At 66.8% G+C, this 18,354-nt stretch carries 15 protein-coding genes, 1 tRNA gene and 1 pseudogene; 10 read left to right on the top strand and 7 right to left on the bottom strand.

The features are described 5' to 3' along the window. Positions 1 to 187: 187 nt before the first annotated feature. Complete coding sequence (locus BIU82_RS08300) at positions 188 to 1,396, top strand: cytochrome P450 (RefSeq protein ID WP_070348986.1); 1,209 nt, start codon at positions 188 to 190, stop codon at positions 1,394 to 1,396. 12 nt (positions 1,397 to 1,408) lie between these two features. Here the strand turns inward: BIU82_RS08300 and BIU82_RS08295 are convergent, their stop codons facing one another. Continuing rightward, a complete protein-coding gene (locus tag BIU82_RS08295; protein ID WP_070348985.1) occupies positions 1,409 to 2,167 on the bottom strand; it encodes a nuclear transport factor 2 family protein in 759 nt (252 codons plus the stop codon). Between the two features lie 132 nt (positions 2,168 to 2,299). Then, entirely contained in the window at positions 2,300 to 2,785 is a 486-nt protein-coding gene (locus BIU82_RS08290) for a glutathione peroxidase (RefSeq protein ID WP_070348984.1), read from the bottom strand. A 91-nt stretch (positions 2,786 to 2,876) separates the two neighbouring features. Between BIU82_RS08290 and BIU82_RS20145 the strand changes: the two genes are divergently transcribed. Next, the gene (locus BIU82_RS20145; protein ID WP_171906519.1) at positions 2,877 to 3,497 is read left to right on the top strand and encodes a hypothetical protein; all 621 of its coding nucleotides are present in this window, start codon (positions 2,877 to 2,879) and stop codon (positions 3,495 to 3,497) included. Positions 3,498 to 3,619: 122 nt separating this feature from the next. Here the strand turns inward: BIU82_RS20145 and BIU82_RS20140 are convergent. Both BIU82_RS20140 and BIU82_RS08275 read right to left on the bottom strand, forming a co-directional pair. Then, positions 3,620 to 4,063 (bottom strand): annotated as a pseudogene (locus tag BIU82_RS20140) (M23 family metallopeptidase); the annotation flags it as partial. A 332-nt stretch (positions 4,064 to 4,395) separates the two neighbouring features. Then, on the bottom strand, positions 4,396 to 4,779 hold the full coding sequence (locus BIU82_RS08275) for a MarR family transcriptional regulator (RefSeq protein WP_070348981.1): 384 nt from the start codon (positions 4,777 to 4,779) through the stop codon (positions 4,396 to 4,398). A gap of 84 nt (positions 4,780 to 4,863) precedes the next feature. Between BIU82_RS08275 and BIU82_RS08270 the strand changes: the two genes are divergently transcribed. Continuing rightward, the gene (locus BIU82_RS08270; protein WP_070348980.1) at positions 4,864 to 6,318 is read left to right on the top strand and encodes an MFS transporter; all 1,455 of its coding nucleotides are present in this window, start codon (positions 4,864 to 4,866) and stop codon (positions 6,316 to 6,318) included. Between the two features lie 78 nt (positions 6,319 to 6,396). On the opposite strand, the gene BIU82_RS08265 is transcribed toward BIU82_RS08270, so the two are convergent. Next, positions 6,397 to 7,293, bottom strand: coding sequence for an alpha/beta hydrolase (locus BIU82_RS08265; protein ID WP_070348979.1), 897 nt, complete (start codon positions 7,291 to 7,293; stop codon positions 6,397 to 6,399). A 174-nt stretch (positions 7,294 to 7,467) separates the two neighbouring features. Between BIU82_RS08265 and BIU82_RS08260 the strand changes: the two genes are divergently transcribed. Both BIU82_RS08260 and BIU82_RS08255 read left to right on the top strand, forming a co-directional pair. Beyond that, on the top strand, positions 7,468 to 8,319 hold the full coding sequence (locus tag BIU82_RS08260) for a helix-turn-helix transcriptional regulator (RefSeq protein WP_070348978.1): 852 nt from the start codon (positions 7,468 to 7,470) through the stop codon (positions 8,317 to 8,319). Positions 8,320 to 8,358: 39 nt separating this feature from the next. Beyond that, positions 8,359 to 9,270, top strand: a complete 912-nt coding sequence (locus BIU82_RS08255; RefSeq protein ID WP_070348977.1) for an oxygenase MpaB family protein — start codon at positions 8,359 to 8,361, stop codon at positions 9,268 to 9,270. Between the two features lie 46 nt (positions 9,271 to 9,316). On the opposite strand, the gene BIU82_RS08250 is transcribed toward BIU82_RS08255, so the two are convergent. Continuing rightward, entirely contained in the window at positions 9,317 to 12,793 is a 3,477-nt protein-coding gene (locus tag BIU82_RS08250) for a bifunctional proline dehydrogenase/L-glutamate gamma-semialdehyde dehydrogenase (RefSeq protein ID WP_083292249.1), read from the bottom strand. A gap of 123 nt (positions 12,794 to 12,916) precedes the next feature. Between BIU82_RS08250 and BIU82_RS08245 the strand changes: the two genes are divergently transcribed. After that, positions 12,917 to 13,816: a LysR substrate-binding domain-containing protein gene (locus BIU82_RS08245; RefSeq protein WP_070348976.1), complete on the top strand. Its 900-nt coding sequence runs from the start codon at positions 12,917 to 12,919 to the stop codon at positions 13,814 to 13,816. 239 nt (positions 13,817 to 14,055) lie between these two features. Here the strand turns inward: BIU82_RS08245 and BIU82_RS08240 are convergent. Continuing rightward, positions 14,056 to 14,141 (bottom strand) — tRNA-Ser (locus tag BIU82_RS08240). A gap of 330 nt (positions 14,142 to 14,471) precedes the next feature. Here BIU82_RS08240 and BIU82_RS08235 point away from each other — a divergent pair. The 4 genes from BIU82_RS08235 (at position 14,472) to BIU82_RS08220 (ending at position 18,339) form a co-directional block, all read left to right on the top strand. Continuing rightward, entirely contained in the window at positions 14,472 to 14,795 is a 324-nt protein-coding gene (locus tag BIU82_RS08235) for a hypothetical protein (RefSeq protein ID WP_070348975.1), read from the top strand. A 57-nt stretch (positions 14,796 to 14,852) separates the two neighbouring features. Beyond that, a complete protein-coding gene (locus BIU82_RS08230) occupies positions 14,853 to 15,377 on the top strand; it encodes an NUDIX domain-containing protein (protein ID WP_070348974.1) in 525 nt (174 codons plus the stop codon). Positions 15,378 to 15,473: 96 nt separating this feature from the next. Further along, complete coding sequence (gene phnA / locus BIU82_RS08225; RefSeq protein WP_070348973.1) at positions 15,474 to 16,823, top strand: phosphonoacetate hydrolase; 1,350 nt, start codon at positions 15,474 to 15,476, stop codon at positions 16,821 to 16,823. Between the two features lie 133 nt (positions 16,824 to 16,956). Next, the gene (locus tag BIU82_RS08220) at positions 16,957 to 18,339 is read left to right on the top strand and encodes an MFS transporter (protein ID WP_083292248.1); all 1,383 of its coding nucleotides are present in this window, start codon (positions 16,957 to 16,959) and stop codon (positions 18,337 to 18,339) included. Positions 18,340 to 18,354: the final 15 nt, after the last annotated feature.

Raw genomic sequence — 18,354 nt, 5'->3', positions numbered from 1 at the left:
TTCCGTCAGTTTCCGCCGTTGGCCGTTACGGACTCGATGGTGCGTGGAGCCCCGGCGCTTGGACAAACACTATTCCCACGGAATGAGAATGACGCTTATCGCTGTGTGTCCATGGCCGATACCTTGGGCGCCACGGGAACACCCCCGGCCGCCATCAATCCGTCACCCAGCGCAAACGAGGACCGAGATGTCAGTGATCACTCCGCCGCAGGCCCTTCCCGTCTTCGCGGACGATCCCTACACGGACGAAAACCTGGCCAATCCGTATCCGATGTTCGAGCGGATGCGCGCGGCCGGGCCCGCCGTCTGGCTTGAAAAGTATGGGGTTCCTGCGTTCGCGGGGTTCGAGGAGTGCCGGGACATCCTGGAGGACTACCGCACCTTCATCTCGGGCGCCGGCGTGGGGCCGAAGAACCTGCACAAGGAACCGGCGTGGCGTCCGCAAGGCATCCTGGAGTCCGATCCTCCGGTGCACGGGCCCATGCGGGCGGCCATGGCCGGGGTCATCTCACCGCGTGGAGTCCGCTCGCTGCGGGCCGGCTTCGAGGTGTTCGCCAAGGAACTGGTGGACCGGCTGCTCGATCAGCAAAGCTTCGACGGCGTCACGGAGCTCGCGGAACTGTTTCCGATCCGGGTGTTCGGCGACGCGGTCGGGATTCCGCGGGAAGGCCGCGAAAAGAACCTGCTGCCGCACGGCGCCATGAACTTCAGCGCCTTCGGCCCGGACGATGACCGCTCGCGCTCCTTCTTCGAAAAGGGCGCCGGCACGCACGAATGGGTCATGGCCAACTGCGCCCGCGAAAACCTGTCCCCGGACGGCATGGGCGCGCAGATCTGGGCTGCGGCAGACCGCGGTGAGATCACGGCGGACCAGGCGGCACTCCTGGTCCGGGCCATGCTGTCCGCGGGCCTGGACACCACGGTGTTCTCGATCGGGAACACCCTGCAGGCATTGGCCGCCCACCCGGAACAGTGGGACGCCCTGCACGCCAAGCCGCGGCTGGCGAAGTTCGCCATCGACGAAGCCCTGCGCTTCGAATCGCCCTTCCAGTCCTTCTTCCGCACGGTTTCCGAGGACACCGTTTTCCATGGCATTCCGCTGGCCGCCGGGTCCAAGGTGCTCTTGTTCGTCGGTTCGGCCAACCGGGACACCCGCCAATGGGGCGACACCGCCGACGAGTTCCGGATCGACCGCAACGCGGGTGGCCACCTGGCCTTCGGCATGGGCATTCACCAGTGCGTGGGGCAGCCGATCTCCCGGCTCGAAATGGACGTGTTGTTCACCGAGATGGCCACCCGCATCAAGAGCATCGAGCTGTGCGGCGAGCCTGTGCCCTATCTGCACAACACCCTTCGCGGCTGGAGTTCGATCCCGCTGAAGGTGACCGCGGCGTAGCGGGTCGAAGGGCTAGAACACGCCGTTGCCGTGCGGCAGCGACTCCGGAACTTCCGCCACCACGTCCCAGTGCTCCACGATCTTCCCGCCGTCCACGCGGAACAGGTCGTAGAACGCGGTGGGCTTGCCGCCCAGCGTGCCTTCGGACTGGGTCAGGACGAACTCGCCCTCGGCCACGGAACGGTGCACCGTGGCGTACTCCACGGTGATGCCCTGTTCGGCCCAGCCCTTGAGTGCTGCGGTGAGACCGTCCAGGCCGTCCGGAACGGACGGGTTGTGCTGGAGGTACTGTTCGGAACTGATGAACTCGCCGATCCGCTCGGCTTGCCCGCCTTTGAGCACCGTCTCCACGAAGTCGAGCACGACGGCGCGGCTCGCCTCGGTCTGTTCGGGTGCGGTCACGTCGGTGGGACCCTCGCTCTGGCTCCGGCCGCTGGCCGTTTCCTCCACCATCGGCTGGAGGGCGTCCCAGTGTTCGGCGAGCTTTCCGTCGGAGATCCGGAAGATGTCGAAAGCGACCATGGGCACCGGCCCGAAACCGTAGTAGACGGCATGGACGGCCACCAGATCGCCGTCGGCAAAGATGCGCACAGGTTCGAAACGGAAGTCCGGCGGCAGCTGCCCCACCAATCCGCGCAGCACCTCACGCCCGTCGCCGGCCATGGCGCTGTGCTGGCGGTAATCCTCAGCCCACCAGCGGTCGATCGCGCCCGGATCCCGGTCAATGAAAAGCTCGGTGCCGGCCTTCAGCACCAGGTCCTTGTTGTCCATCGCCTGCGTCCTCCTCGGCTCCCCGACGCGGGCGGCCGCCCGCAGTCACGTCCAGTGTGGGCGCGCCCGGGTGCGATGTCGAGACGTCCGGAACGTCCCGCCGTCGGGCATTAACGAAGGGCGCGGAGCCCCTTAGGCGAGCGCCTTCTCGATCGCCGTGTTCAGCTCCTCGGAGCCGGGCTCGACGGCGGAGGCGAAGCGGGCGAGCACCTCGCCGTCGCGGCTGACCAGGAACTTCTCGAAGTTCCATTTCACCTTCCGGACGTCTTCGCCTTCGGCGGGCTTGGTGAGTTCGGCGTAGAGCGGGTGCTGCTGTTTGCCGAGCACGTTGCTCTTGCTGAGGAGCGGGAAGGTGACGCCGAAGTTGCGCTGGCAGAACTCGGCGATTTCGGCGTCGCTGCCCTGTTCCTGTCCGCCGAACTGGTTGCAAGGAACGCCGAGGATCTCCAGGCCCTGCCCGCGGTACTTGCCGTACAGCTCTTCGAGTCCGGCGTACTGCTTGGTGTACCCGCACGCGGAAGCCACGTTCACCACCAGGACCGCCTTGCCCGCGAAACGCCCGAAATCACCCTCCGAGCCGTCGTTGAAGGTCAGCGGAACGGAGTGGAGCGGGGACATGGAACTTCCTTACGGCATCGACAAGCTGCTGGAGTGCGCAGTACCGGGGAACCCGGCACGATGTCCGATTCTAATGCCCTTGCCTTAGGGGGTGGGGCACAGCAGGAGGCAGACCACTCCGCCAACCAAGCCGGTCACGGGATCCAGGAGCGACGGTGACCGCGCCGGGGCCGTGGGCGTCGGGCTGGTCGGTGCGGGGCTCGTCGGATATGTCGGCTTGGGAGCCGTGGGCGTCGGACTCGTGGGCGAGGTCGGACTTGTCGGCGAGGTCGGACTCGTCGGCGTACTGGGCGAGGTAGGCGACGTCGGACTCGTCGGCGTACTTGGCGAGGTTGGTGACGTCGGACTCGTCGGCGTACTGGGCGAGGTAGGCGACGCCGGACTCGTCGGCGAGGTCGGAGTCGGAGTGCTCGAAGGAGGAGGCGTGGACGTGCCCGGACTGCTGGGCGTCGGTTTCGAGGGCGTGCCCGGTTGGGAGGTGCCCGGCTGGGAGGGCGACGGAGATGGCGCAGGGCTACTGGGAGCACCCGGCTTCGTCGTGGAGCCTGCGGGGGGACTCGGTTTGGACGGTGCCTGGCCGGAGCCCGAAGGCTTCGAGGGCCGTTCCTGCTGGCCGCCGGCTACCTGGCGCTCGGGTGCGGCCTCCACCGGGACAGCCCAGTCCGGACGGCCGGAGGCTTCGCCCTTGGAACCGTTGGCGCCGGGAGCGTAGCTGACCATCAGGATCTCGTCCAAGGGATCCACCTGCCTGATGGGCAGAAGCGTGAATTGCGCAGGGTTGGCATGAACCCCGTTCAGGACCGTCTCAAAATGCAGATGGCACCCCGTGGACGATCCCGTGGTACCCACCTTGGCGATCACCTGGCCCACACGGACCGGCTCGCCCCGCTGCACGCCAATGCCCTGCAGATGGTTGTAGGTGGTAATCAGGCCGTTCCCGTGATCAATCTCCACGCGATTCCCGCCGCCCCAAAGATGCCAGCCCACGGCACGTACCACGCCGGCGTCGGCGGCATAGACCCGGGCGCCGCACGCAGCGGCGAAGTCCTGTCCCCAATGGAACTCGCCGGGGCGGCCGCTGAACGGATCCACCCGCAAACCGAAGGGCGAACTGGGAACAAGGTGTTCCAAGGGGGCATACAGCTTCCCCTTGGCAGGACGTGCCAGCTCCTTGGAAGCGACAACATGTGCTTTGCCGGCTCCCGCCGCCTGCGCCTTGGATTGGGCGGCAGCTTCGCCCTTGGTCAGGGTCTGGACGGTGGAGCGCTCAAACGCCATGATGTTTCCGGCGCCGGGATCCACCCTGACGGGGAGGGAAGCGGCCTGGTCGTCGAGGAGCCGCGGTGCAACGACACCGCTGGCCGCGGCGGGGTCAACACGTTCAACAGAGGGGGGCAAGCCCTGGGTGCCGATCACCAGTGCCGCCAGGCATCCCAAGACGCCCGTGGACACGAACCAACCGAATGCATTGGAACGGGCCAAGCCAAAAAATACGGAAGACCTACTGTGCTTACCCAATGACGCTCCCCGAGCCTGACGCCCTCCCCTCAGGGCGCTCACGGTTCATTCTGGCGTCATCGAAGGCGAAAAGGAACCCCTGGAAGACGGCGTCAGCTGAGGTTGAGGTTTTCCTTGAGCAGGGCCCGGTGTTCGACGGCGGCCTGCCGGTGCAGGGTGCGGCCGGCCTCGGTCAGTTCGAGGTACAGGGAGCGGCGGTCTTCGGGGCAGGAATGGCGGGCCAGGAGGCCGGCTTTTTCGAGGCGGTCCACCACTTTGGAGACGGCGCTTTGCGTCATGGGGGTCCGCTCCCCCAGGGCCTTCATGCGGCAGGCGTTGGTGTCGGTGTCCTCCGCCACGAGGTCCAGGATTTCGAATTCATTCAGGCCGATGTCGAACTTGGCCTCAAGCGCGCGGTCCAAGGCGCAGGATGTGCGGAAGTACGCGTCCTGGATGCTGCGCCATTGCTCAACCAGCTGGCGGTCTGTCGTTGCCATGCCCCGATCTTAGTGCAATCCGGCTTTAAATGCCACGTCATAATATTCCTTGTCATTCAATGACGTGTCATATACATTGATGCCATGACTTCGACGAACACCCTCGAAAGCTCTGCCTCAACACTCGCAAATGCCGTCCGCTGGACCCGCGCCCAGTGGCTCCTCCTGATGGTGGTGTGCACGGTCCTGGCCCTCGACGGCCTGGACGTTTCCATGGTGGGCGTCGCCCTTCCGTCCATCGGACAGGAACTGGGGCTGGGCACCGACTCGCTCCAGTGGATCGTCTCTGCCTACGTCCTGGGCTACGGAAGCCTGCTGCTCCTCGGCGGCCGCCTCGCGGACCTCCTGGGCCGCCGCAAGATCTTCCTCATCGCGCTCAGCGTGTTCGCCGCCGCATCCCTGGTGGGCGGGCTTGTGGACGATCCCGCCATCCTGATCGCCACCCGCTTCATCAAGGGCCTGGCAGCCGCCTTCACCGCACCCACCGGTTTCTCGATCATCACCACGAACTTCGCGGAAGGCCGCGAACGCAACAAAGCACTGTCCATCTTCACCACCTTCGGCGCCAGCGGCTTCTCCCTGGGCCTCGTCGTCGGCGGCCTCATGACCAGCCTCAGCTGGCGCTGGACCTTCCTCGTCTCGGTTCCTGTCGCCGTCGCCGTCGTCCTTCTCGGCCTGCGCTACATCCCCAAGGACAAGCCGACGGCGGAGAACAGCGGGCACGACATCTGGGGCGCGGTGACGCTCGCCCTGGGCATGCTCGGGCTTGTCTACACCTTGGTATCCGCTCCGGAAAAGGGCTGGGGATCTGTGGCAACAATCGCCGGGTTCGCAGTCTCCGCAGCGGTGCTGGCCGCCTTCGCCATCATCGAAAACAAGGTCAAGCACCCGCTGATCCGCTTCGGCATCCTCCGCGAAGGGTGGGTGGCCAAGGCCAACCTGAGCGCGATCGGCCTGTTCGGCTCCTACCTGAGCTTCCAGTTCATCGTCACCCTGTTCCTGCAGTCGGTGCTTGGCTGGTCGCCGCTCGGGATGGCCCTGGCACTGCTTCCCGCCGGCCTGATCGTCGCCACCAGCGCCCCGTTTGCGGACCGGCTGATCGAGAAGTTCGGCGCCACCACGCTCATCCTCACGGGCCTGGTGTCGCTGGGGCTGGGGTACGTCCTGTTCCTGCGGGTGGGCACCACGCCCAACTACGTCCTGGACATCCTGCCCTCCATCATCCTGCTGGGCATCGGCTTCGCCCTGGCGTTCCCGTCCATCAACGTCCAGGCCACCGCCGGCATCCGCGATTCGGAGCAGGGCCTGGCCGCCGGCCTCATCCAGACCAGCACCCAGGTGGGCGCAGCCCTGGTCCTCGCGGTGACCACCGCGATCGTCAGCGGTCACGGCCACACCGCCCCGGCGGACGCGGCCGGAATGCTGGAGCAGTACCGGCCGGGACTGATCCTGAGTGCCGCCGTCGCGATCGCGGCGCTGCTGGTGGCAGCGTCACCGAACCGCCGACGCCGGACGCCGGCCGAAGTGCCAGCGGCTTAGTCTCCGGACACGCACCTTCCGGACACAAAGGTGGCCGCGGCAGGAGTGCCGCGGCCACCTTGGGTTAAGTGCCCTGGGTCAGGCTGTTGCGAGGTTCCTGGTGAAGAAACCGGCAAGCTTGCCGACGGCCGGTGCGACTGCTTCTTCCTTGTCGTAGAAGTCCACGTGGGTAGCGCCGTCCACCACGAAGAGTTCCGCGCTGCCACCTGCACGGGAGACGGCGTCCTGGCTGATCGGCAAGGTCAGGGCCTCACTGCCGGAAACCATCAGCAGCGGACGCGGGGCAATCCGCTCCACCCGGGCGAAGGGCTCGAACTGGGCCAGCTTGTCCACGCTGCGCAGGGCAATGTAGCCGGTGGAGCGTTCGTGGTGGGCCCGCGGAGTCCGGTAGTAGTCGTGGAATTCAGCCAGCGCCGGTGGGGTGCTCTCATCGATTTCGAAGAGGACCATCGGCAGCATCGGGACTTCTTCGCCGGCGGCTTCGGCAGTGCGGGCGGCGCCGGCGCCTTCAATCAATTGCTCAAAGGCTTCGTCTCCGGCGGCCTTGATCCACTGCGGCACATCGGCGCCAACAACGGTTGCCACAGCCTTCATCCGGCGGTCCGTCTGGGCTGCATAGGCAAGGTAACCACCCGAACCGCAGATGCCTACGGCACCGATCCGTCCGGGATCGACGTCCCCGCGGGTGCTGAGGTAGGACACCGCGTTGCGGAAATCATCGGCACGCTGGTCCGGGTCTTCCAGCCCGCGGGGAAATCCTTCGCTCTCTCCTTGGTAGGCGGCGTCAAAGGCCAAGGTGATGAACCCTTCCTTGGCTAGCCGTTCAGCGTAGATCGCGGCGGTCTGTTCCTTGACCCCGGTGGTGGGATGACCGACGACGATCGCCGGCAGTTGCTCGCCGGACGTGTTGTCCGGGGTGTACAGGTGGGCAGCAACAGTCACGCCATTGCTGCGGAAGCGCACATCGGTCTTCATGCCTGGTTCCATCTCCTGGTGTTGTTTTCGGCGGGGGTTTCGTTCGGCAAGCGGCTGGCCGGCCGCCCCTTGCCTTCCACACTGCCGGTCTTGTGCGACAGCAAAAAGAGAGGGTTTGATCCTGGGAAAGATCCTTCCCATGCAGAAGCCCCGGCACCCACCTACAGTGAAACGGTGACCACCAAAGCCCCCCACTTGCGCGAACTCGGCGATTTCCTGAAGACCCGCCGCAGCGAACTGACTCCCGAGGACGTCGGGCTGCCGGTTTTCGACTTCGGCCCCCGACGCGTCAAAGGGCTGCGCCGCGAGGAAGTTGCCCGGCTTGCGGCCATCAGCACGGACTACTACACCCGCGTGGAACAAGGACGCCTGGCACCCACCACGCCGGTCCTCGCAGGGCTGCTCCGGGCACTCCGGCTGGACCGGGAACAAGGCGCATACCTGGAAAGCCTGCTGGCGGAGTCCGCCCGGCAGCCTGCCCGCCGGCCCAGGCATCCGCAGGCCCGGCCGCAGCTCCGCCGGCTGGTTGAGCAGCTCACCGATATTCCCGCCGTCGTGTTCGGCCCGCGGCTGGACGTCCTCGCGTGGAACCCGCTGGCCGCAGCGCTCATCACGGATTTCTCTGCCATTCCTGCGGAACGGCGGAATTACGTCCGGATGGTCTTCACCGACCCGGCAATGCGCACCCTCTACGCCGACTGGGAGTCCGTGGCGCGGACGTGTGTGGCGATCCTCCGGATGGATACGGCCGGCAACCCCACGGACCCCGCACTGGCTACCCTCGTGGGCGATCTGTCCATCAGCGACGCCAGGTTCCGGCAGTGGTGGGCCGCGCGGCACGTGGCTCAGCAGACTTTCGGCACCAAGACCCTGCAACACCCGCTGGTCGGCGAGATCACCTTCAGTTGGGATTCCTTCCGCTATTCCGGAGATCCCGAACAGCAGTTGACCCTTTGGACAACCGAAGCAGGCAGCGTCTCGCACCAGCGGCTCCAGGAACTCGCGGCACTGAGCCGGAGCACATAGCCCTTTACGCCACCCCCGCCCCCGCGCACAGAATGGAAGATGCTCAGCGTCATCCGAAAGTGGCAGGGAGAGCTGCGGAGCACCTTCACGGGCAACCCGCAGGGCGTCCCCGATTGGGTCCTGGAGCTCGCCGAGGGCGAGGACCCGGGCTACCATCTGCCAGGGTCCGCGGTCTGGGCGGTGCACGGCTCCGTGGCCACCATCATTTCCGGCATCCGGGTGCTGCTCATGCAGTCGCTGCACCCGGGGGCGCTGGCCGGAGTCTACGACCATTCGGCGTTCCAGCAGGATCCCCTGGGCCGCCTGGCGGGTACCATCCGCTGGATCTTCACGGTGAGCTACGGATCCCGTGAAGCCGCCCGGAACGCGACGGCGCAGGTGCGCCGGATCCACGAAACGGTGCACGGAACATACGCGGGAAATGACGGCGAAGAACGCCCGTACTCCGCGCTGGACCCGCATCTACTCGGCTGGGTGCATGCCGCCTACGCCGATTCCTTCGTCGCCGTGCACCGCATCTGGGGCGGGCCCATCCCGGGCGGGCCGGATGCCTACGTGCGCGAATGGGCCCAGGCAGGGCGGCTGATGGGAGTGGTTGATCCGCCGGTCACGGAGGCGGAGGTCCGGGAGAAGATGGACCGCTGGTACGCCTCGGGCGAGTTGCGCGCCGACGCCCGGCTCCGTGAAACCGTGGAATTCATCCGCAGGCCTCCCCTCGCGCCGTCGCTGCGTCCCGGCTACCGGATCCTCTTCAACGCCGCGGTCGCCAGCCTGGAGCCGCGGTACCGGGAGCTGCTGGGCCTGCGGAAGCCGCACCTTGGTCCCCTCCCCCTGCCAACGGTTCTGCCCGCAAAAGCCGTGCTCGCCGTCGTCCGCTTGGGGCTGGGGCGGCAAAGTTCCAGCGAAAAGGCCGCCCGGGAACGGCTCCGGCGCCTCGGCTACGCCGCTTAAAACAAGGAGCCCGGCGCTGCATAGCGCCGGGCTCCTTCGCGGACCGCTAGATCAGGGCATCCGAGAGGTGGTTCGGGGTTCCGAAGCGGTGTGCGGTGATGCTGACAGCCTGCTCGTGCAGGAAGGGCAGCATCTCGATCCGGCCGGCCGGAGTGACCTGGCCGTGGTAGACCGCGACGTCGGGCCGTCCGCCGGTGGCCTCGGCCAGGGCGGTGTAATCCCCGCCGATCAGGCGGATGCGTCCGCCGTTGATCCGCGCCGCCGACGCCAGCCATTCGGCGTCGTTCTCGATCCGGGCGATGACACCCGCCTCGGCGAAGGCGGCCACCACTGCGTCCGGAAGCACGACGGCGGAGGACACCGTGAGTGCCGATCCGGCCACCGCGCCTGCGGCCACCACGCGGAGCAACTCCGCGAGCGGCGCACCTTCGGAGAGGCGGACGGTCACCGGGAGGGCCCGGTAGCGGAAGACGTTGCGTTCGGCGCTGAGTCCGGAGACGTCCTTGGCGGTGCCGAATTCTTCCGCCCAGGCGGCGGCGTCGCTGTAGAGGGCCTGCTGCAGGGCGGCCGCTTCCTCAGGGCTGACGGCCGTCTTGGCTGCGGCGAGGATCGACGCGGCCGGGCCATTCAGGGTGGCACCGGGCTTGGCGGACGGCTCGGCCGGAACCCAGCTGCCCAGGCCGATCAGGTAGTTCGGGCCGCCGGCCTTGGTACCGGCGCCCACGGCCGACTTCTTCCAGCCGCCGAAGGGCTGGCGCTGCACGATCGCGCCGGTGATGCCGCGGTTGACGTACAGGTTGCCGGCCTGGATGGTTTCCAGCCAGGTGCCGATCTCCTCGGAGTCCAGGGAGTGCAGGCCCGCGGTGAGGCCGTATTCGATCTCGTTCTGGATGGCGATGGCCTCCTCGAGAGTGGCCGCGGTCATCACGCCGAGCACGGGACCGAAGAACTCGGTGAGGTGGAAGTAGGAACCGCGCTTCACGCCGTAGCGGATGCCCGGGGACCACAGCCGGCCGGTTTCGTCCAGCTTCTCCGGCTTGATGGCCCAGCTTTCGCCGTCGCCCAAGGTGGTCAGGGCGTGGAGCAGCTTGCCCTTGGCCGGCTCGATGATCGGGCCCATCTGGGTGGTGGCCAGGTCCGGGTAGCCCACCTTCAGTGAGCGGGCGGCGTCCAGCAGCTGGTTGCGGAAGCGGCTGGAGGTCGCCACGGAGCCCACCAGGATCACCAGGGACGCAGCGGAGCACTTCTGACCGGCGTGGCCGAACGCGGACTGCACCACGTCCTTGGCCGCGAGGTCCAGGTCCGCGTGCGGGGTGACGATGATCGCGTTCTTGCCGGAAGTTTCGGCCAGCAGCGGCAGGTCCTTGCGGAAGGAGCGGAACAGTTCGGCGGTTTCGTAGCCGCCGGTGAGGATCACGCGGTCCACGTCCGGGTGGGACACCAGCTGGGTGCCGAGATCACGCTCTTCGAGCTGGACGAGCGCCAGCACTTCGCGGGGAACACCGGCTTCCCACAGGGCATCGACCATGACGGAACCGGAGCGGCGTGCCTGCTTTGCGGGCTTGATGACGACGGCGGAGCCGGCGGCGAGTGCCGCGAGGGTGGAGCCTGCAGGGATGGCGACCGGGAAGTTCCACGGCGGGGTCACCACGGTGAGCTTCGCCGGGACGAAGGTGGCGCCGTCGACCTTTTCCAGGTCCTTGGCACGCTCGGCGTAGTAGTGCGCGAAGTCGACAGCTTCGCTGACTTCCGGATCGCCCTGTTCGATGGTCTTGCCGGTTTCGGAGGCCATGACCTCGAGGAGTTCGGCGCGGCGGGCGTCCAGGATGTCGCCGGCGCGGTGCAGGATGGCGGCGCGCTCGGCGGCGGGCAGGGCACCCCAGGCCTTTCCGGCGTCCACGGCGGTGGCGATGATGCGGTCCAGTTCCTCGGCCGAGGAGACCTTCGTGGATTCGACCACGTCGTTGCCAACGGTGGAACCCGGAACGCGCTCCATGATGGCCCGGCCCCAGGCGAGGTTGGCCGGAAGGGCGGGATCCGTATCCGGAGTGTTGACGAAGCCTTCACGGGGCGCCGGAACCGGAGCCTTGGTGCGGTCCTGCGTGCGGTTCGGCGCCGGCACCGAATCGTCCAGCTCCGCGAGGGAAGCGAAGAAGCGCTGCTTTTCGCGTTCGAAGAGGGTCTCGTTCTCGCTGAGTTCGAAGACCGCGGACATGAAGTTGTCCTGGCTGGCGCCTTCTTCGAGGCGGCGGATCAGGTAGGCGATGGCGACGTCGAACTCACCCGGGTGCACCACCGGGGTGTAGAGGAGGAGGCTGCCGACGTCCTTGCGGACCGCGCTTGCCTGGCCGGTAGCCATGCCGAGGAGCATTTCGAACTCGATGCCCTGGGTGACGCCGCGTTCCTTGGCGAGCAGCCAGGAGAAGGCGACGTCGAAGAGGTTGTGGCCGGCAACGCCGATCCGGACGGCGTCGATGCGCTCCGGGGTGAGGGCGTAGTTGAGGACGCGCTTGTAGTTGGTGTCAGAGTCCTGCTTGGTGCCCCAGGTGGCCAGCGGCCAGCCCTGGATGGAGGCCTGGACCTGTTCCATGGGCAGATTGGCGCCCTTGACCACGCGGACCTTGATGGGAGCGCCACCGTTGGCGCGGCGCGCGGCGGCCCATTCCTGCAGTTCCTGCATGGCGGCCAGTGCGTCCGGGAGGTAGGCCTGGAGCACGATGCCGGCTTCGAGGTTCTTGAACTCCGGCTTGTCCAGGATCTTCTTGAACACAGCCATGGTGAGGCTGAGGTCCTTGTATTCCTCCATGTCCAGGTTGATGAACTTGGACTTGGCGGCAGCCAGGCGGTACAGCGGGGTGAGCTTTTCCACCACGTGGTCCACGGCTTCGTCGAAGGCCCAGAGCGGGTGCGGGGCCACCGTGGAGGATTCCTTGATGGAGACGTAATCGACGTCGTCACGCGCCAACAGCTTGAGGGTTCCCTCGAGGCGGCGGTCGGCTTCGTGTTCGCCCAGCACGGCTTCGCCGAGCAGGTTGATATTCAGGTGGACGCCGTCCTGCTTGATCTTCGCGATGGCGGGGCCGAGCTTGGCGTCGGTGGCGTCGACAATCAGGTGGCCGACCATTTCACGAAGCACCTTGCGGGCAATCGGGATGACCACCTGCGGCAGGATCGGGGCCATGATGCCACCGGTACGCACGGCGGCGCGCATGTACCAGGGCAGGAACGCCGGGACCTTCGGGGCGAGCTTGGCCAGGTTGCGGCCGGCGACGGAGAGATCCTCGGGGCGGATGACGCCGTCGACGAATCCGACCGTGAATTCCAGGCCGTTGGGGTCCTTCAGGACGCCGGCGAGGCGCTGGGCGGAGATGTCAACGGGGATCTTCGAGGCCTCGGTGAGCCAGTGGCGGACGAGGGCAGTGGCTTCGTTGCCGAGTTCCTGGAAATGTCCGGCGTCCGGAAGGTCGTGGCTTCCTGCGGCGCCTGCGGCAGCGGCGCGGGATTCCCGGATTGGTGTGCTCATAGCGCGTTTTTCCTTAGGGGATGGTGCTTCGTTTCCACCAGTATGGATCTACAATCAGGTTAGGAAAAGCGAACTTTTCCGAACTATATTCGTTAGAGATTCCGAGCATTTTTGGAGGGTTCCATGCTGGACGTCAGGCGGCTTCGCTTGCTGCATGAATTGAAGATCCGCGGGACCCTGGCCGAGGTGGCTGACGCCATGAAGTACAGCCCGTCCTCGGTGTCCCAACAGCTGACCCTGCTGGAGAAAGAGGCCGGCGTGGAACTGCTGCGGAAGTCCGGCCGCCGGGTGCAGCTCACCCCGCAGGCCGAAATCCTGGTGGAGCACGCCGCTTCCCTGCTCGCCATCCTGGAGCGGGCGGAAACGGACCTGGCGGCGTCGCTGTCCTCAGTGACGGGCACGGTGCGGCTGGCGGTCTTCCAGTCGGCGGCACTGGCGCTCATGCCGGACTTCCTGACGTCGATGCGCGCCGAGTACCCGGAAGTGCGCGTGGAGATGACCCAGCGCGAGCCCGAAACCGCGCTGTACGAAACCTGGGCGCGGGACTTCGACATCGTGGTGGCGGAGCAGTACCCCGGCCACGCCGCACCGCATCACGCCGGGCTGGACCGTGCGACGTTGACCAGCGATGCGATCCGGCTGGCCACCCCGCCGCTGGGTCTTGGCGGCGAGGCGATTACTTCACTGGCCGAGACCGCGTCGATGCCCTGGGTGATGGAACCGCACGGCGCGGCGTCCCGGCATTGGGCGGAGCAGGCCTGCCGTTCCGCGGGCTTTGAGCCAGACGTCCGCTATGAAACCGCGGATCTCCAAGCCCAGATTCGGCTCATCGAATCCGGCAACGCCGTCGCACTCATGCCGGACCTCGTGTGGACCGGGCGCGAAAAGTCCGTGCAGTTGCTGGACCTGCCCGAGCTTCCGCACCGCACCATCTTCACGTCCACGCGCAAGGCCGGGCGCATCCACCCGGCTATCCTCGCCTGCCGCGAAGTGCTGGAACGCGTGGCCGCAGCGCGGAGCTGAGCGGGGCGGAGTTGAGCGGGGCGGCGCATTGTCGGTTTGGGCGCCGGGCCAGCCCGGCGTGCCCCGCCCTTCCTGACCTTCTTTGAGCCCGGGCCGGAGTCCGGAACCGCGGAACGTCAGCACAGCCAGCAGGCACATCCGGGCAAAGAAGGTCAGGACGGAAACGAAGTCGGGCGCGCGCCCGGCTGCCCGGGAACGCAAAAGGCCCCGGACCTTCAGGAAGGTCCGGGGCCGTAACGCGGAGAATGGGGGATTTGAACCCCCGAGGGCTGTTAACCCAACACGCGTTCCAGGCGTGCGCCATAGGCCGCTAGGCGAATTCTCCAATGCTTTTGAATCAAAAGCAGGTCCTACTGTACCCGAGATTTCCGGCAAGTCCCAATCGGGGTGCCGGGGCGGCCCTCCGGGCGGCTTTCCGCGTTAACGAAAAAATGGACGCCCCCAATGCGTCCATTCCTACGGCACTCCGTTGAGACGCCGGGTCCGGCCTCCCCATCAGGCCCTACGCCTCACAATCCTGCAGATTCCCCCAGTCGGTGTACATACCCATGTTCCGCTGTGATTCCCGGTTTGGCAATGGAAATTAGAAACCATCCTTTGACCTGTTTTTGACGGCCATCGCCGCCAGTAGCCGGACCGCTGGCAGGATGGTGACATGAGCCAGCTGCATGCCTTGGTGGTTTACGTTCCCCTTGAACACAGCGAACAGCTGATCGCCGCAATCGGCGACGCCGGCGCCGGGCGCCTCGGCGACTACAGCCATTGCGCTTTCACCACGCCCGGCACCGGACGCTTCACTCCCCTGCCCGGCGCCGAGCCGTTCATCGGCGCTGTCGGCGAAGCTGAGCAGGTGCCCGAGCTCAGGGTCGAGTGCGTGGTTGAGGAAGACGTGCTCGACGGCGTCATCCGCGCCCTGCGCGCGGCCCACCCCTATGAGGAGCCGGCATTCATGACCTGGCCTGTGAACGGGTGGCGGTAGGCAGCCACCCTGTGGACACTCCTTCACGGGCCCGGAACAAGCTGGCAAACTGCCGGGATGGTTTTTCCCGGCAACGACGCCACCCCTGAACTGCCCCTGCGCCTGGGCGGCCGCGTGCTGCTCTTCGACGCCGCCAACCGCGTGCTCCTCATGGAAGATTCAGACCCGGCGGACCCCGGGAAGGGCAGCTGGTGGATCACTCCGGGCGGCGGCGTCGAGGACGGCGAAAATCCCGCGGACGCAGCCCGGCGCGAACTTCTCGAAGAAACCGGGCTCGCCGTCGACGCCGTCCACGGGCCGCTGGGAACCTCCGAATTCATCCTCACCTTCCGCGGCGTCCGCACCCTCCAGCGGGACACCTTCTTCCACGCCACCGCGCCAGACTCTGCCGTTCAGGAGGTCTCGCTGACGACGGCGGAACAGGCATCGCTCAAGGGCAGCCGTTGGTGGTCCCTGGCCGAGGTCGAGGCAGCCCGGGTGCCCGTCTTTCCGTCGGACCTCGCAGGGCTGATCCGTGCCGCGCAAAGCACCGCCCAAGCCAACCGGCCCAAGCCAACCGGTCAAGGCCATAACCAGCACTGATACCCCGCATAGCGGATTGGTGTCTTCTGTCGGCAGAGGCCGCCGGACGAAGCTTGAGGCACAGCAAGCAGCAAGGCATTCAGCAGAGGAGTTCCCATGCCCCAGACAACGTTCTCAGTCAACGGCCGGCAGTACGTGCACCAAGGAACCCCGGTGGTGGTGATCTGCATCGACGGCAGCGAACCGGCCTACCATGAGCTCGCCATCGCCGCCGGCCGGATGCCCTGGCTCAAGGAGATCGTCGCGTCGAAGGGCACGTCCTGGGATGCGCACTGCGCCATCCCCACGCTCACCAACCCCAACAACATGTCCATCGCCACGGGCCGACCGCCGGCCGTCCACGGCATCTGCGGCAACTACATCCTGGACCCCGCCACCGGCGAGGAAGTCCTCATGAACGACCCCAAGTTCCTGCGGGTTCCCACCGTCTTCTCCGCGGCAGCCGCCGCGGGGCTGAGTGTCGCCGTCGTGACCGCCAAGGACAAGCTGCGCAGGCTGCTGGCCACCGGCATCACCCAGCCCGGGCTGGACCCGGCAGGGTCCGGGGAACTGGTGGAACCGGCCAACAGGGGCATCTGCTTCTCGGCGGAAAAGGCGGACACCGCCACGGTCGAGGAGAACGGCATCGGGAACGTCCTGGAGCTGGTGGGCATGGAGTTGCCCGGAGTGTATTCGGCCGAGCTGAGCGAATTCGTGCTGGCGGCCGGCGTCAAGCTCCTGCAGCAGCAGGCACCGGACGTCATGTACCTGACCCTCACGGACTACATCCAGCACAAGAATGCCCCCGGCACCGAGGTGGCCAACGACTTCTACGCGATGATCGACAACTACGCATCGCAGCTGGACGCGCTGGGCGCCGTCGTGGTCATCACGGCGGACCACGGCATGAGCCCCAAGCACCACGAGGACGGAACCCCGCGCGTCATCTACCTCGAGGAAGAGGTGAACAAGGTGCTCGGCGTCGGCGGAGATACCCCCGACGGCGGCAGCCGGGTGATCCTGCCGATCACCGATCCGTACACGGTCCACCACGGGGCCCTGGGTTCGTTCGCGAACGTGTACCTGCCGGCGGGCGCCGACCGCGACGCCGTCCTCGCGACGCTGCGCGGCCGCGACGGAATTTCCTACGTGGACACCTCGGAAAACGCGGCGGAACTGTTCGCCATGCCGCTGGACCGGATGGGCGACATCACGGTCCTCTCCGACAAGCACACAGCGCTGGGCCGCTACGCCGCCTGGCATGACCTCGGCAACCTGGAAGTGCCGCTGCGCTCCCATGGCGGCCTGGGCGAACTGGCCATCCCGTTCTTCGTCAACCGGGTGCTGGGGGCCCCGGAAGACACCGCGAGCCACGGCCCCAACGGGGAACAGGCCGTGCTGCACAACTACGACGCCTACTGGGTGGCCACCAGCCACGTGGCGGCAAACGTGGCGGCGTCCGTCTAAGGGAAAGCAGACAGAGCACCAGCGCGTCATCCGGTTCCCTCCCGCCCCAACGCAGTGCTGCGGGAGGGAACCGGCGCCGGTCCCGGCCGGCCCCACCAATCCCCCAAGGTTTGCATGACGAAAGGACGCTGACATGTCCGATTTTGGCTCAACTGAAACCTCTACGCTCCAGACTTCAAGCGGCCAACAGCCCGGCCAGCCGCAGGCGACAAAGACGTCCACCAAGCGGCAGGAGCTGTTCAAGTGGCAGATCCGCATCTTCGCCCTCTCCTGGCTGGCCTACGCCGCCTTCTACTTCCCCCGATCCGCCTTCTCCGCCGCGAAGGTGGGCATCCTCGAGGAAGGGTTCCTCTCCCGCCAGACCCTCGGCGTCCTGGACTCGGTCTACCTGGCCGCGTACGCCGTCGGGCAGTTCATCTGGGGTGCGGTGGCCGAACGCTTCGGTACCCGGATCGTGGTGGCGGGCGGCATGGTGATGGCCGGCGTCGCGGCTCTGTTCATGGGCATCGCCCCGGCCGTGTGGCTGTTCGTCCCGTTGATGATCGTCCAGGGCCTGGCCCAGTCCACGGGCTGGTCCGGCCTGTGCAAGAACATTGCGTCCTTCTTCACCATCAAGCGGCGCGGCCGGGCCATGGGCCTGTTTTCCACCAGCTACGCGTTCGGCGGCCTGGTGGCCACGCCGTTCACAGGCTGGATCGCTTACTCGATCTTCGACAGCTGGCGCTGGGCCTTCTTCGCAGGCACCGCAACGATCGCCCTGGCGCTGGTCCTGTTCGCCATCTTCCAGCGCAACAACCCGCAGGAGGTGGGGCTTCCGGGCATTGACGAGGATGACTCAGCGCTCGACGGCGAGTACGTCCGGACGCATACCCGCGCACCTGTTCCGGTGGTCAAAGTCAAGGCGGAACGCTTCTCCGCCAAGGACCTGCTGGCCGCCGCGAAGCACGACGCGATGGTGTTGAAGCTGGGCATCGTGTACTTCCTCCTCAAGCCCGCCCGCTACGCCATCCTCTTGTGGGGGCCGGTGCTGGTGCTGGACGCCCTTCCGCACCTGGATTCGATCACCGCCGTCATGGTTCCTGTGGCCTTCGGCCTGACGGGACTGATTGCCCCGATCGTGGTCGGCTGGATGTCGGACACCCTGTTCAGTGCCCGCCGCGTGCCGCCCAGTGTGCTGTGCCTGGGCCTGCTGGTGATCGCGCTGGCCCTGTGGCAGCCGGTCACCGCTACAGGTTCGCTGCCGCTGTTCATCGGGCTGCTGTCCTTCGTCGGCCTCACCGTTTACGGCGCGGACGCCATGATCTCCGGCGTAGCAGCCGTCGATTTCGGCACCTCCAAGTACGCCGCCGGCGCCACCGGCTTCATCAACGGCTGCGGCTCACTGGGTGCAATCCTTGGCGGGCTGCTCCCGGGCTTCTTCCCCGGCGTCGTGATCTTCTACGTCTTCGCCGCCGCCGCACTAGCCGCCGCCCTGATCCTGCTTCCGTCCTGGAACAAACGGCCCAGCGCCGCCTGACCCGTCCGCCCCTTT

The organism is Arthrobacter sp. SW1, assembly GCF_001766675.1.
GTDB lineage: Bacteria > Actinomycetota > Actinomycetes > Actinomycetales > Micrococcaceae > Arthrobacter.
This window is presented reverse-complemented; position numbering and strand designations above follow the sequence as displayed.

Bases quoted from the DNA above. Each gene is read 5' to 3' on its own strand.
- BIU82_RS08270 (WP_070348980.1), top strand. From the start codon at position 4,864: ATGACTTCGACGAACACCCTCGAAAGCTCTGCCTCAACACTCGCAAAT.
- BIU82_RS08290 (WP_070348984.1), bottom strand. From the start codon at position 2,785: ATGTCCCCGCTCCACTCCGTTCCGCTGACCTTCAACGACGGCTCGGAG.
- BIU82_RS08300 (WP_070348986.1), top strand. From the start codon at position 188: ATGTCAGTGATCACTCCGCCGCAGGCCCTTCCCGTCTTCGCGGACGAT.
- BIU82_RS08230 (WP_070348974.1), top strand. From the start codon at position 14,853: ATGGTTTTTCCCGGCAACGACGCCACCCCTGAACTGCCCCTGCGCCTG.
- phnA (WP_070348973.1), top strand. From the start codon at position 15,474: ATGCCCCAGACAACGTTCTCAGTCAACGGCCGGCAGTACGTGCACCAA.
- BIU82_RS08265 (WP_070348979.1), bottom strand. From the start codon at position 7,293: ATGAAGACCGATGTGCGCTTCCGCAGCAATGGCGTGACTGTTGCTGCC.
- BIU82_RS08295 (WP_070348985.1), bottom strand. From the start codon at position 2,167: ATGGACAACAAGGACCTGGTGCTGAAGGCCGGCACCGAGCTTTTCATT.
- BIU82_RS08250 (WP_083292249.1), bottom strand. From the start codon at position 12,793: ATGAGCACACCAATCCGGGAATCCCGCGCCGCTGCCGCAGGCGCCGCA.
- BIU82_RS08255 (WP_070348977.1), top strand. From the start codon at position 8,359: ATGCTCAGCGTCATCCGAAAGTGGCAGGGAGAGCTGCGGAGCACCTTC.
- BIU82_RS08220 (WP_083292248.1), top strand. From the start codon at position 16,957: ATGTCCGATTTTGGCTCAACTGAAACCTCTACGCTCCAGACTTCAAGC.
- BIU82_RS08245 (WP_070348976.1), top strand. From the start codon at position 12,917: ATGCTGGACGTCAGGCGGCTTCGCTTGCTGCATGAATTGAAGATCCGC.
- BIU82_RS08275 (WP_070348981.1), bottom strand. From the start codon at position 4,779: ATGGCAACGACAGACCGCCAGCTGGTTGAGCAATGGCGCAGCATCCAG.
- BIU82_RS08235 (WP_070348975.1), top strand. From the start codon at position 14,472: ATGAGCCAGCTGCATGCCTTGGTGGTTTACGTTCCCCTTGAACACAGC.